Annotated in this window: 10 protein-coding genes; 6 read left to right on the top strand and 4 right to left on the bottom strand. The window is 45.4% G+C overall.

Annotated features, from left to right (window positions below; genetic code table 11):
• Window positions 1-4: 4 nt before the first annotated feature.
• Window positions 5-676, bottom strand: coding sequence for a TVP38/TMEM64 family protein (locus QT998_RS20100; RefSeq protein ID WP_333218126.1), 672 nt, complete (start codon window positions 674-676; stop codon window positions 5-7).
• A 208-nt stretch (window positions 677-884) separates the two neighbouring features.
• Between QT998_RS20100 and QT998_RS20095 the strand changes: the two genes are divergently transcribed.
• Both QT998_RS20095 and QT998_RS20090 read left to right on the top strand, forming a co-directional pair.
• Complete coding sequence (locus QT998_RS20095; RefSeq protein ID WP_333117288.1) at window positions 885-1,910, top strand: isochorismatase; 1,026 nt, start codon at window positions 885-887, stop codon at window positions 1,908-1,910.
• 107 nt (window positions 1,911-2,017) lie between these two features.
• Entirely contained in the window at window positions 2,018-2,179 is a 162-nt protein-coding gene (locus tag QT998_RS20090) for a hypothetical protein (protein ID WP_333117290.1), read from the top strand.
• Window positions 2,180-2,353: 174 nt separating this feature from the next.
• Here the strand turns inward: QT998_RS20090 and QT998_RS20085 are convergent, their stop codons facing one another.
• Window positions 2,354-3,376 carry a cysteine peptidase family C39 domain-containing protein gene (locus tag QT998_RS20085; RefSeq protein WP_333117292.1) on the bottom strand — a complete coding sequence of 341 codons (1,023 nt, stop codon included), beginning with the start codon at window positions 3,374-3,376 and terminating at the stop codon, window positions 2,354-2,356.
• 23 nt (window positions 3,377-3,399) lie between these two features.
• Complete coding sequence (locus QT998_RS20080; protein ID WP_333090273.1) at window positions 3,400-3,567, bottom strand: hypothetical protein; 168 nt, start codon at window positions 3,565-3,567, stop codon at window positions 3,400-3,402.
• Window positions 3,568-4,727: 1,160 nt separating this feature from the next.
• Here QT998_RS20080 and QT998_RS20075 point away from each other — a divergent pair.
• The 4 genes from QT998_RS20075 to QT998_RS20060 all read left to right on the top strand — a co-directional run bounded on the left by QT998_RS20075 (window position 4,728) and on the right by QT998_RS20060 (window position 10,330).
• Window positions 4,728-6,125, top strand: coding sequence for a CmpA/NrtA family ABC transporter substrate-binding protein (locus tag QT998_RS20075; RefSeq protein WP_333090275.1), 1,398 nt, complete (start codon window positions 4,728-4,730; stop codon window positions 6,123-6,125).
• Between the two features lie 77 nt (window positions 6,126-6,202).
• Window positions 6,203-7,048, top strand: a complete 846-nt coding sequence (ntrB, locus tag QT998_RS20070) for a nitrate ABC transporter permease (RefSeq protein ID WP_333090277.1) — start codon at window positions 6,203-6,205, stop codon at window positions 7,046-7,048.
• Window positions 7,049-7,338: 290 nt separating this feature from the next.
• Complete coding sequence (locus QT998_RS20065) at window positions 7,339-9,342, top strand: ABC transporter ATP-binding/substrate-binding protein (RefSeq protein ID WP_333090278.1); 2,004 nt, start codon at window positions 7,339-7,341, stop codon at window positions 9,340-9,342.
• Between the two features lie 142 nt (window positions 9,343-9,484).
• Window positions 9,485-10,330: a nitrate ABC transporter ATP-binding protein gene (locus QT998_RS20060; protein ID WP_333090279.1), complete on the top strand. Its 846-nt coding sequence runs from the start codon at window positions 9,485-9,487 to the stop codon at window positions 10,328-10,330.
• 614 nt (window positions 10,331-10,944) lie between these two features.
• Here QT998_RS20060 and QT998_RS20055 read toward each other — a convergent pair.
• Window positions 10,945-13,662, bottom strand: a complete 2,718-nt coding sequence (locus QT998_RS20055; RefSeq protein ID WP_333117295.1) for a leucine-rich repeat domain-containing protein — start codon at window positions 13,660-13,662, stop codon at window positions 10,945-10,947.
• Between the last annotated feature and the right edge of the window lie 35 nt (window positions 13,663-13,697).

Here is a 13,697-nt window from a genome sequence, read left to right as displayed (position 1 = left end):
CTAATTAAATAGTTTCATCCAAAGCCTTGCGAGCAATCTTAGTTATATATAAAGTTACTGCGACAGCAGCCGCAAAACCAATCCAATTTATCGACCATTTTACAGCTTCTGTTTGGGGACTTGTCGGTTCAGTTCCCATACCAATTGCAGCAAGATCTCCTATCAATGAACCAGAGTAAACGTACATCAAAGTTCCCGGAATCATCCCGAAGGAACCTAACACGTAATCTTTTAAAGAAACTTGGGTAACTCCCAAGGCGTAATTCAATAAATTGAAGGGAAATAAAGGACAAAGACGGGTTAAAAAGACTATTTTAAATCCTGATTTAGCAACGGCGCGATCGAGGGCTTTGAACTTCGGGTGAGCTTCCATGTATTTTACCACGCGATCGCGCGACAGGTATCGCCCGATCGCAAAAGCAAAGGTAGCCCCTAAAGTTGCTGCGACAAACACGTAGATGGAGCCCCACCACAGGCCAAACAGCACTCCGCCTCCGAGGGTGAGGGCGGAACCAGGTACAAACAGTATAGTGGCTAAGTTGTAGGTAGCGATGAAAGCGACTGGGCCCCAAATGCCTAAATCCTGGATTTGGCTTAAAACAGTTGTTAAAAGTTGTTGAACGTAGGGAGATTTAGTTGCTACAATTAAGAGAGGGATGAAAAGGGCGATCGACAAAAACAACAATTTTTGATTGTTTTTTTTAGGTGAAGAATTGTGGTTTAGTTCTGGTGGCGTAATTCACCCGTAAATAGTTATTTGTATTATATGAGAGTATAGAGCATTTTTTTTGAACCGCAGAGGACGCAGAGGGCGCTGAGACAGATATCAGAGAATGAGAGGTTATTTAAGTTATTGTTACAACTCACTCTAAAATAGACAGGCTATGATAGCAAAAAAGCAACTCCCAATTCCTGAATATTTCGAGGCAAAAAAAGTAGGCGAAGTTTGGCGCGTACCTTACCAAGAACGGGCTTTTCAAGCTAAAAGTTGGGCGAAACAGCACGAAATCCCGCCCGCAGCCAGGGACAGAAACCGCATTTGTTTGTTGATAATCGATGCCCAAAATACTTTTTGTTTGCCGGAATTTGAACTATTTGTAGGCGGGCGTTCCGGTAGCGGTGCAGTAGACGACAACCTGCGCTTGTGCGAGTTCATTTACCGCAATTTAGATAGAATTACAACTATTGCGCCGACAATGGACACCCATACGGCGATGCAAATTTTTCATCCGATTTTTTGGATAAATGATGCAGGCGAACACCCGCAACCAGCCGCCACATTAATTACGCTGGAAGATGTGCAAAAAGGTATTTGGAAAGTTAATCCAGCCGTCGCCGACAGCATCAGCGGTGGCAATTTTTCGGCCCTGGAAAAACACGCTCTCCACTACGTGCAGAAACTCAGCGATGACGGCAAATTTCCCTTGACAATTTGGCCCTATCATTCAATGTTAGGCGGCATCGGACACGCCTTGGTTTCTGCTGTGGAAGAAGCGATATTTTTTCACAGCATCGCCCGCGAAAGTCAAGCACTTTTTGAGATTAAGGGCGGCAATCCCTTAACTGAAAATTATTCGGTTTTGCGGCCGGAAGTTTTAGACGGGCCAGATGGGGTTTCTATTGCTAAAAAAAATGCTAAATTTATAGATAAGTTGCTAGGTTTTGATGCGGTAATTATTGCGGGACAAGCGAAGAGTCATTGCGTTGCTTGGACGATTGATGATTTGCTAACGGAAATTTTGGCGCGAAATTCGGAGTTGGCTAAGAAAGTTTATTTGCTGGAAGATTGCACTTCGCCGGTGGTTGTTCCGGGTGTTGTTGATTTTACGGAAGCAGCAGATGCGGCTTTTCAAAGATTTGCTGCGGCGGGAATGAATGTGGTTAAATCTACTCAGTTTCAGCTAGAATAAAGATAAGTTAGCAATAGCCTATGAGTATGACCTCCGTATTTAATGATATGAATACCCTTGACCAAGTGCTAGAAACTGCTTTAAAACTAACCTACGAACAGTAGGAAATGTTGATAAAAATTCTCCAAAGCCGTCACCGCGAAAATCGTCGTGCAGAAATAGCTGCGGATGCAAAAAAAACCTTGGATGATTTTCGTGCAGGCAAATTTCGACAGCAGTCAGCCGAGGATGTCATTGCAGCTTTGCGCCAATATTTATCAACTGATTGATGATCGAATCTAACTTGCCCAAAAAACTCTCTATAGCGGTTCTCAAGCGTGGTGAGGATAGCCCTATGCCCTATGCCCGCGGAGGCCAGCGGCACCTCATATGAGAGCTCGAAATGCTATATCTCTCTCAGCGCTCTCTGCGTTCTCTGCGGTTCATTAATTCCTATAATCTAATTATTTCCCATCCAATCTCGGCACGCCTTCTAAAAAAGGGCCGCTCAACATTAATTCAGTTATCCTATCTAACTTGCCGCTGATTGGCAATTTTTTATCGGTTTGAAATCGCTCGATATCTGCTTTTAAATCGCCACTATTATATCCTAATTTTGTCAAAAAATTGATCGCCTGTTTGTCACTTAACAAGATATCGGCAGACCGAAAAATCGGCACGTATTCATTCCGCCAAACTAAGGCAAAAGTTGCTCTGTCTAAATAGAAAATCTTGCCCCGCGCCGGGTCTCCAATGGCTGCTAAGCTGTCGTTCATTCTCAGCAAAGCTACTGCGTGCGGTAGCTTGCGCGGGCCGTCAAACAGCCAAAATGCTAGCACTCCGGGGCGATTAATTTGCTGGATTTGCTCCCAAGTGGGCGCTAGTTCGATCGCATTTACACCCAACCCCCTCGCTGCTACAATCAACTGCGGCATCGAAGTGCCCAAACGACTCGTGCCCGCCAAACGCGCTACACTTGATTCCGTCGCATCCATTCCCCAACGTCTCAACACTGTTGCTAGCGCCGCCGGTGCACAACTGCTGCTAGAAGTTTGCCGAAATACACCGTTTGGTTGCAAATTATCAATTAAATCATCATAAATTGGCGCGAGAAAATAAGCCTCAGCGCTGGTAAATCCGCCCAATCCCAGCAAGCCAATTAAAATTACTGCGATTACTTGCGATCGCGCCGTCAGCCAACTTATACTAAACCCAACACCGCAGACTCCCATCAGCATCACCCTGAGCAAAGTCCAAGTAACCTGCATCCCGTGCACGCGCCACTCGATCGGCAAAGCAGGCATTTGCGGCAGATTTAGAGCCAGCAGCAGCAAGGCAAAGTAGAAACCCAAAAACAGCAGGGCGAGAGAATTTCTGCCCTTAAACAAATCCTTAGCCGTCACTCCCGATCGAACTAACAGCTTTCCAAAGCGCATTCCCCAGACAAACAGCACCGAACCCAGTAGCAGTGTCAACAATATTTCCATGAATTCAAAATTTTGTTGCTTAACTAGGTTTTAACACGCTGTGCGATCGATCGTCCGTGGCGCAGTCGCCAATTGGGAAAATTGCCCGGAAACTGGAAAATAAACAACACTTTTAATAGTGCGATCGCCCCCACTCGCACTGTAAAAAAATGCTTATTGCAAAAAAGAGATGCTTCCTTAAAATTTGCCATTTGTCAAGCATTCGAGTAATTTTTTTTACCACTTCTAAAAACTCCTAAAAAAAAATAGCACCGCAAAAAAATCCCAAATCGATCGCCCAAAACAGATATATCTCTTGTAACATAGAGAGAAGTCAAAACCCATTCAAATATAGTCTGGGAGGCTGAAACCGGGTGTTTTTACGAAAATATTAGCTCGCAGCGTTTAACGGTGAAAAATTAAGGTTTGAAGGTTTGATATAGCCTTTCTCAAAAAGATGAGGTACTATCCGGCATAGGGCATAGGCCAAACCGGGCATAGGCCAAACCGGGCATACCTCACTTTTTAGAGAACCGCTATATCATGTCCTGTCGATTACCGTAACAAAAATCGAAGGAGGCTCTTCCTCGCCTATCTGCATTACCACGCAGAGCGAAAGTAACGGGCAATCGCTTAAGTTGTTAAATTTTCATTCCTTACCTATATAGTGTCCGCTCGATTGACCGATCGCGCCATTGGATCGCGCGTGTGGAATGCGAGTTTGTTCGATCGTTGGGGAACTCGCATTCCACACAGATCGGTTTTTGTTATGGCAATCGATCGGACACGATCTTATACACTTAGAAAAATGCAATTATTAATGTATCTTTTGATACATCTACTCGTAATTTTTATAAAATTAGAAAACTGTTAAGTAATACTAATCAATCGCAGCATCAGAATTTGCAGCTTATTGACAATAAAATTTGATACTCCCACACTTCATGCTGCTAAACGCCTTACGGATAAACACTTAACGATAAAAAGAAATATTTTTAGATCGAATCGCGGCTAAAAACCCTCATTATTGACACCAGTCTTCTAAAATATTTACTTATCATTCAAATTTAATATTTGTTTTATAATCGCAGCAACAGTACGGTAAACTGAATAACTAAGACAAGAAAATGTGGAGTTCGCTTAAAGCGAGTTCGCACAACTTGGTCGATTGCAATATTGAGTTAATCAAAAGTGTAAAATCAGCAGGGATATTTGAAAGACTTATGCTAACAATAAATCTTTCGACCCCTTCTGCTTTCCGTGCGCTCAAAATATTTCGCTAATAGACCTTTAGCAAACAGCAAAAAAGCGCTTTGATAAACTTCAGTGATGTCGTTACAGAAGATTTATGAATAGGAACGAAGGCTAGGCTATGACAAAATTTTCAGAGCAATTTTCCCGGCGTAAATTTATCGTTACCGCAGGTGCATCTGCAGTCAGTACAATACTCCTCAAAGGCTGTTTGGGAAATCCCCCAGAACCCGGTGCAACTGCAGGTGCCGGTACTAACACAGGTAGCAGCGCAGTACCTGCGGCCACATCAGCAGTTGCTGTGGCCAACGAGAAAAGAGTAGAAGGCATCGAAAGCACAAAGGTTATCTTGGGATATATCCCGATCGTTGAAGCAGCAGCGTTAATTATTGCCAAAGAAAAAGGTTTTTTTGCCAAATATGGAATGACCGAAGTGGAAGTCGCCAAACAAGCCAACTGGGGTTCGGCTAGAGACAACTTAGAAATTGGATCTGCAGGTGGCGGTATTGATGGAGGCCAGTGGCAAATGCCCATGCCTTATCAAATTAGTGAAGGTCTGATTACCAAAGGTAGCGTCAAAATTCCGATGTATGTTCTAGCCCAGTTGAACACTCAAGGAAATGGAATTGCGATCGCCGGAAAACACAAAGGCAAAGGCATCGGGCTCAAACTAGACCAAGCGGCCCAAGACTACATGAAAGGCCTCAAAAAAGCAGGCACACCCTTCAAAGCAGCCTACACCTTCCCCAAAGTCAACCAAGACTTTTGGATTCGCTACTGGCTAGCAGCTAACGGCATCGATCCCGACACAGAAGCCGAGTTGCTAACAGTACCGTCAGCCCAAACCGTAGCCAACATGAAAACCGGCAGCATGGACGGTTTCAGTACCGGCGACCCCTGGCCCCTGCGGATCGTCCAAGAGGACATCGGCTTCATGTCCGCCCTCACGGCCCAAATCTGGAAAGATCACCCCGAAGAGTATCTAGCTATGCGCGGCGACTGGGTAGACAAACACCCCAAAGCCACCGAAGCCATGCTAGCAGGACTGATCGAAGCGCAGCAATGGTGCGACAAACCAGAAAATCGCGCCGAATTAGTTGCCATTACTTCTGGCAGAAACTACTTTGACGTACCTCCGGCAGTTTTGACACCTCCCTACCAGGGCAAGTACATGATGGGTGACGGCCAACCAGAAATCAACGATTTCAAGATGAGCCCGCTGTACTGGAAAGACGGCCTCGGCAACGTTTCCTATCCTTATAAGAGTCACGATTTGTGGTTCTTAACCGAAAGCGTGCGCTGGGGCTTCCTACCAACCAAAACCTTGGCGGATAAAAAGATGATCGATAAAGTCAACCGCGAAGATTTGTGGAAAGCCGCAGCAAAATTGGCCGGAGTTGCTGATGCTGACATTCCTAAAAGTACGTCTCGCGGTATTGAAAAGTTCTTTGATGGCAAAGAATTTAACCCGGAAAAGCCAGAAGATTACCTCAAGAGTTTGGCGATTAAAAAAGTTTAATGGGTCAAAGCTGACCGTAATTTAGCATCAAAAAATTACGGTCATAAAAAATAGCGCAAACATAGGAGATTAATAGGATGGCTGTAAGTACAAATCGAAGGGATCGAGGCGCTGCACAAGGAGCGTTTGGAGAGTTTTGGAAGAAGAATTCATCAAATATTGTGCCGCCAATTTTAGGAATTTTGGGATTTCTGTTAGTTTGGCAATTCCTGTCGAGTACGGGACTGATCAAACTGCCGGGCCCGACGAGCGTTTGGACTGACGAACGGACTCGGATCTTGTTGCTGTATCCTTTCATGAATTCCAAAACCTACGGAATCGGCTTGTTTTGGCAGACTTTGGCTAGTTTGGAACGGGTAGCAAAAGGCTACACTCTCGCCGCTGCTGTAGGAATTGCTGGGGGTGTTTTGGTAGGTACAAATCCGTTGCTGAACAAGGCTTTAGACCCAATTTTTCAGTTTTTGCGGATGGTTGCGCCTCTGGCTTGGGTGCCGATCGCCTTGGCTGCACTGCAACAAAACGAACCTGCTGCTTTGTTCGTGATTTTTATCACCGCAGTTTGGCCGATTTTGATCAACACCGCTGAAGGTGTCCGCCAAATTCCCGACGATTACAACAACGTAGCGAAAGTGCTGCAACTGACTCGGAAAGAGTATTATTTCAATATTTTGTTTCCGTCGGCACTTCCCTACATCTTCACGGGATTGAGAATTGCGATCGGGCTGGCTTGGCTGGCGATTATTGCAGCGGAAATTGTGATGTCGGGGATTGTTGGTATCGGCTTCTTTATTTGGAACGCTTACCAGCAAAACTACATCAGCGAAATTCTCTTAGCGGTGTTCTACATTGGTGCTGTTGGTTTGTTCCTCGATCGCATGATGGCTTGGTTGCAACACAAAATTGCTCCCTCTGAAGGCAAATAACTAATTTGGCAGTTGGCAGTTGGCAGTTGTCAGTTGGCAGTTGTCAGTTGTCAGTTGTCAGTTGTCTACTCGTTTCCAGGCTCTGCCTGGAAACGCAGCTCCAGAGGCTGTGCCTCGAATTTTACTCCTATAAAAGTGAGGCAGAGCCTCGCTTACATGGGTTCCCAGGCAGAGCCTAGGAACCAGTTAAACCAGTTAAATTTCTAGCAGTTGTTCGATCGAAACAAATAACAAACAGTCAACAGTCAACAGCTAGCAAAATAACCAACTACAAAAAAGGCAAGAAAACCATGTCAGTTTTGATTGCGGTAGAACAGGTCGGAAAAACATTTAATTTGTCAGACGGCGGCACGTACATAGCCCTCAAAGGCATCGACTTAGAAATTAAAAAAGGCGAATTTATCTCCTTAATCGGACACTCCGGCTGCGGCAAATCTACCCTACTAAATATGGTGGCGGGTTTGGATCTGCCCACAGAAGGATTGGTGACGATCGAAGGACAAAGAATTACCAAGCCAGGCCCCGATCGCATGGTAGTATTCCAAAACTATTCGCTGCTACCGTGGCGGACGGTCAGAGAAAACATTACCCTAGCCGTAGACTCGGTGATGAGCGGCTTACCCAAAGCCGAACGCCTCGAAATCATTCAAAAACATATCGACATGGTGGGCTTGGCTCCCCACGCCGAAAAGCAACCTGCACTGCTCTCCGGCGGACAAAAACAGCGCGTGGCGATCGCCCGTGCTCTAGCTTTGCGCCCCAAACTGTTACTCTTGGACGAACCCTTCGGCGCTTTGGATGCTTTGACTCGCGGCAACTTGCAAGAAAAGTTGATGGAAATCTGCCAAGAGTACGAAATCAGCGCCCTGATGGTAACGCACGACGTTGACGAAGCAGTGCTGTTGAGCGATCGCATCGTCATGCTCACCAACGGCCCTGAATCGAAGATTGGCGGCATCCTCGAAGTAGACATCCCCCGCCCCCGCAAGCGTATGGAAGTAGTCACGCACCCCAGCTACTACGCCCTGCGGAGCGAAATGATTTACTTCCTCAACCAGCAGAAACGAGTCAAAAAACTGCGGGCGCGCAAAGTACCCGCGATCGCCCGCCACGGCCTAGAAAAAGTCAACCTCGAACTCGGCTTCATCCCCCTCGCCGCCTGCGCTCCCCTAGCCATCGCCAAAGAAAAAGGCTTATTTGCCAAACACGGACTCGATGAAGTCCACCTCGTGCGGGAAACAAGCTGGCGCGGCATCGTAGACGGCATCGCCGCAGGCTACTTAGACGCAGCCCATATGCCCTCTGGGATGGCGGCGTGGTTGAGCTTGGGAGGCCACCAAGAAAAGCCAATACCAACCGTTACAGCCCTCACCATGAGCCGCAACGGCAACGCAATTACCCTCGCGAGGCGCTTTTACGACCAGGGGATCTACACTCTTGCAGATTACAAAGAAATGCTGCGCCGAACCCCCGCCCAAACTCACCGCATGGGTATCGTTCACCCTTCATCGATGCACAACCTGCTGCTGCGCTACTGGCTGGCTTCCGGCGGCATTGACCCCGATCGCGATGTTTCGCTCAAAAACATCCCTCCAGCCCAGATGATCGTGGACTTGCAAGGCGGCACGATTGACGGTTTCTGCGTTGGCGAACCTTGGAACCTGCGCGCCGCGATGGAAGGAGTCGGCTTTACTGTAGCTACGGATTTGGAACTGTGGCCCGGACACCCGGCAAAAATTCTGGGAGTTCGAGAAGAGTGGGCGAATGCTTACCCCAACACTCACATTGCTCTAGTCAAAGCTTTGCTGGAAGCTTGCCATTATTGCAGCGATCCGGCCAATGCTGAAGAAGTTTCCGAAATTGTGGCGGGACGCGAGTACGTCGCTACTGACAAGAGTTACATCCAAATTGGCGATCCGAAATCTGCAGCTTGCAATCTGGATACTCCGATGCGGGAATACGCCCACCACTTGTTCGCCGGAGACGGAGTAAACCGCCCCAGCCGCACCGAACAGTTGTGGCACATGGTGCAGATGGCGCGTTGGGGCGATACTGTGTTCCCCCGCAACTGGGTAGAAATTCTGGAACGGGTAGTGCGAGTAGGCCCCTTCAGCACGGCGGCCCGAGAGCTGGGGATGTCTGATATTACTTACACTCGGGGTTCTCTCCGCTTGTTTGATGGCTCGGTGTTTAATGCTGACGATCCGATCGGCTATCTCAACAATCTCGCGATCAAACGCGATTACACGATGGCTGAAGTGATTCTGGATTCTGGCCGCAGAGCTGTTGCTTAAAAGGCGATCGTCATTGCGCCAAACGACCGCAATAAGATTAGTTCGTAGTGTGGACTTTAGTCCGCGATATGTTGCGGACTAAAGTCCACACTACAAACCGTGTTTGCTATCGCTAATCACCTACTTAAGACTTCCTAAACCCATGATTAATACTGCTGTCAACCAGACGAACACCAAAACCCAAATCCAGCAACCGACCGATCGCCGCCAGCCGTTTTTGGTGATGGACAATGTTCATAAAGTATATCCAAACGGTTACAGGGCATTAGAAAACGTTAACTTGACCGTAGCTGAGGGAGAGTTTATTACTCTGATCGGACACTCGGGCTGTGGCAAATCCACACTATTAAATATGGTGTCCGGTTTTAGCCATCCCAGCGAGGGCACCGTGTCGATTAACGGGCAGCGGATTGTTAAGCCTGGCCCCGATCGCATGGTAGTGTTTCAGGGTTATGCTTTGTTGCCTTGGCGGACTGTATTTGAAAATGTTTACATTGCCGTTAATGCTGTATTTCCTAACAAATCGAAGGTCGAAAAAAATGCGATCGTCAAAGAACATTTGGCGATGGTGGGGCTCACAGAAGCTGCTGACAAAAGACCACCGCAAATTTCCGGCGGGATGAAACAACGGGTGTCCATCGCCCGCGCTTTGGCAATTCGCCCCCAGGTGCTGATTTTAGACGAACCTTTCGGTGCTCTCGACGCAATTACCAAGGAAGAATTGCAGGAAGAGTTGCTGAAAATCTGGAACGATCACCGCTGTACGGTGTTGATGATTACTCACGATATTGACGAAGCGCTGTTTTTGGCCGATCGCCTCGTGATGATGACTAACGGCCCGTCAGCGACCATCGGCGAGGTTATGGAGATTCCTTTCCCCCGTCCGCGCGATCGGGTACAAATGATGGAAGATCCCGAATACTACAATTTGCGGAACTACGCCCTAGACTTCCTGTTCCGCCGCTTCGCTCACGATGACGACGCTTAAACCCTTGGAGATTGGGACTTTAAAATGGGAAATGCTGGAAAATTAGAGCTCCAGCATTTCCCAATTTCAGCGAACATCGCTGCGGGTGAGATGTCGCTGGTGCGATCCTCTTCGAGGGCTTCGCTAACGGGTAAACTGGAGCTTAATTGTTGGGGATAAGTTTTTCGACAAAGTTCGGATCTTTTTCTCAACTTTTACGTCTACCCGCTAAGAGACCCGATTGCCTAGCTGTCGGTAAGCTGGCATGAATTTAGCCCAACTTTGACTGAAGGTGGGCTTCTTTCCTATGTTATCCACAGTTTTTGCTAAATTGACACTTGGTGCATTCCACCATTTTAAGTGTCACAGGCCCAATCTTGATTAGTGTTTTATAGATTAATATTTTGCCAATCTAGCAGTTATCAGTAGGGAAACGGCACTGCCCTCTCCGGCGCTGGACTCTGCAACTTTTAACAACATAATCGGGTAAGGAAACGGCACTGCCCTCTCCGGCTGGACTCTGCTTTTAACAACATAATCGGGTAGGGAAACGGCACTGCCGTCTCCGGCGCTGGACTCTGCTTTTAACAATTGGCCTCAGATTGATGATTGTAGCTTTTTTAAATTAGTATTACTCAAGTTTGCACCGAAAACTCTTCTGAGTCAATATCCCAATTTACCCAGCGAATTGCCTCTTTAGCAGATGTCATATCTGGCGGAACTCGCAAAACATGAATGTGTCCGGTGCTCGGACAAATCATTTTTAACAGATAAATATCTTCTTTTTTCGGAGCATCATCATCGCCATCGAAATCATTTGGATCGAAGCCATCAATATCAGCATCAATTTTGAGCAGCGTGTATTCTTTCCAGCAATCTAATTCTGTTGCTTGCAGTTCCGAGCAAATTCTAGCATAACCAATTTTCTGAATTAATACTCGTCTTAATTCAGCATTTTTTTCTTCTAAAAGCCATTGTGCTTGCCACAGATTGGGGTGAATGTGTCCGTATTTTTCAGGTAATGTTACACCGTGGTAGGAATAGATTTTGTAACCGTCGGGAAATTCCAGTGCAGGTTCACCTTCTGCATGGAGGCGGTATTCGCTGTCAAGGCTAAGCTGACAAGGGCGCGAGCATACAATGCAGATATTCTCAAACGCAAAAACCCAGCCGCATTCTGCTAAAAGCTGGTTCAGACATTCAAAAAGTTTCTGTGATTCTGGTTTAACAACAATTCCCAAGCCATAAACACAGAATTCAGCAAGAGCGAGAGCCTCAACCAAGTATTTCGGAGTAAATATTGACTTTGAATAGTTCCCACACTCTAAAAAATTTGCATTCAATTGTTGTTTTAGCTGTTCCTCCCATACAATTGACTGCGAAAGTTGCTGCAACTCTGATATTAAAATAAATGGGTGTAATTCATCTTTTATATATTTGTCAAACTGCTCGACACACTCATTGTTTTGTATAGAATATTGCAGAGTTTCTAGTTGTGCAAACGCTTCGCTAGGGCTACTGTAAAAAGTTATTTCTGGAAGTTCTAAACCCAGGGTTTCGTAGACAGATTTAAGGGCGGTAGTGGCCTTGGGGTGAGAGATTGGTTCGGTAGAGTTGGCGAGAGTTCCCCACTTTTGACGACAGGGTTCGATCAGACTCTTCTGTTCAGCTTTAAAGTTTACAAACAGCTTAGTCAAATCAGTTAGATATTGCAGGGGCGTGAAGTCTGATATTTTATTTTTGAGCAGATTCAGAACAGTCAAATGAGTCAGAGATTGTAAGGGTGTGATATCTGATATTTTATTCTTGAGCAGATACAGTTTAGTCAAATGAGTCAAAGATTGTAGGGGTGAGAGGTCTGATATTTTATTTTTGCTTAGAGACAGCGCAGTCAAATGAGTCAAAGATTGTAGGGGTGTTAAGTCTGATATGTGATTGTTGAACAGATGCAACGCAGTCAAATGAGTCAAAAATTGTAGGGGGGTTAAGTCTGATATGTGATTGTGGGACAGATAAAGAGAAGTCAAATGAGTCAGACATTGTAAAGGTGTTAAGTCTGATATTTTATTTTTTCTGAGACCAATATCGGTCAAATTAGTTAGAAATTGTAGGGGCGTGAGGTCTGATATTTGATTGTCAGATAGAGTGAGATCGGTCAAATTAGTTAGAGATTGCAGGTATGCGATGTCTGATATTTGATTGCCACATAAATGCAGTTTTTTCAAATGACTTAGAGATTGCAAGTATGCGATGTCTGATATTTCATTGTTGGACAGTTTCAGATCATTCAAATGACTTAGAGGTTGCAAGTATGCGATGTCTAATATTTGATTGTTAGACAGATTCAGACAAGTCAAATGACTTAGAGATTGTAGGTGTGTAATATCTGATATTTGATTGTCAGACAGATTCAGAGAACTTAAATGAGTTAGATATTGTAGGTATGCGATATCTGATATTTGATTGTCAGACAGATCCAGAGAACTTAAATTAGTCAGAGATTGCAGCGGTGTGATGTCTGATATTTGATTGTTGGAAAGATCCAGAGAAGTCAAACCCGCGCATGATTGCAGCGGTGTGATGTCTGATATTTCATTGTAGTAAATATATATCCCAGTCAAACCCGCGCATAATTGCAGCGGTGTGATATCTGATATTTCATTGTATTGCAAATATAGATTGCTCAAGTGAGTCAGAGATTGCAGTGGTGTGATATCTGATATTTCATTGAATTGCAGATATAGATCAGTTAAATGAGTTAGAGATTGTAAAGGTGTAATGTTTGATATTTGATTGTAGTCTAGATGCAGCTCTTTTAAATGACTTAGAGATTGCAAGTATGCGATATCTGATATCTGATTGTTGGACAGATAAAGAGAAGTCAAATGAGTCAACCCTTGCAGGTATGCAACATCTGATATTTGATTGTCGGACAGATTCAGAGCAGTCAAATTAATCAGAGATTGCAGTGGCGTGATGTCTGATATTAGATTGTCCTGAAGATTCAGCTCTTTCAAATGAGTCAGAGATTGCAGGGGTGTAATGTCTGATATTAGATTGCAGCACAGATGCAGCTTATTCCTACTTGACAGTATCCGGTTCGCTTCATGAATATTGGAAGTGCCAGCACACTTTAACAGCATCTCAACTGTATGTTTTGCTGCTTCTGAAAGGCTGTCTTTGTGCAAGCACCAGTCGGCAAAGCTGTTGAATTCTGCGGGATTTGGTTGTTGTTCTGACATAAAATTGTGGAAAATTATATATTCCTGGCAAATATCTAATTCTGTAGCTGCTAGTTCTTGACAAATACGATCGCACAAAATGACATCCAATGCTGTAAATGCCGATCGCACAAGCACCCACTTTAATCATTTCCACAGCGTGCGAT

Source organism: Microcoleus sp. S1D4, from assembly GCF_036700765.1.
Taxonomy (GTDB): domain Bacteria; phylum Cyanobacteriota; class Cyanobacteriia; order Cyanobacteriales; family Microcoleaceae; genus Microcoleus.
The sequence above is the reverse complement of the archived record's forward strand: the minus strand, read 5'-3'. Positions and strand labels throughout refer to the sequence as shown.

Bases quoted from the DNA above. Each gene is read 5' to 3' on its own strand.
- QT998_RS20095 (WP_333117288.1), top strand. From the start codon at position 885: ATGATAGCAAAAAAGCAACTCCCAATTCCTGAATATTTCGAGGCAAAA.
- QT998_RS20090 (WP_333117290.1), top strand. From the start codon at position 2,018: ATGTTGATAAAAATTCTCCAAAGCCGTCACCGCGAAAATCGTCGTGCA.
- QT998_RS20085 (WP_333117292.1), bottom strand. From the start codon at position 3,376: ATGGAAATATTGTTGACACTGCTACTGGGTTCGGTGCTGTTTGTCTGG.
- QT998_RS20080 (WP_333090273.1), bottom strand. From the start codon at position 3,567: ATGGCAAATTTTAAGGAAGCATCTCTTTTTTGCAATAAGCATTTTTTT.
- QT998_RS20075 (WP_333090275.1), top strand. From the start codon at position 4,728: ATGACAAAATTTTCAGAGCAATTTTCCCGGCGTAAATTTATCGTTACC.
- ntrB (WP_333090277.1), top strand. From the start codon at position 6,203: ATGGCTGTAAGTACAAATCGAAGGGATCGAGGCGCTGCACAAGGAGCG.
- QT998_RS20065 (WP_333090278.1), top strand. From the start codon at position 7,339: ATGTCAGTTTTGATTGCGGTAGAACAGGTCGGAAAAACATTTAATTTG.
- QT998_RS20060 (WP_333090279.1), top strand. From the start codon at position 9,485: ATGATTAATACTGCTGTCAACCAGACGAACACCAAAACCCAAATCCAG.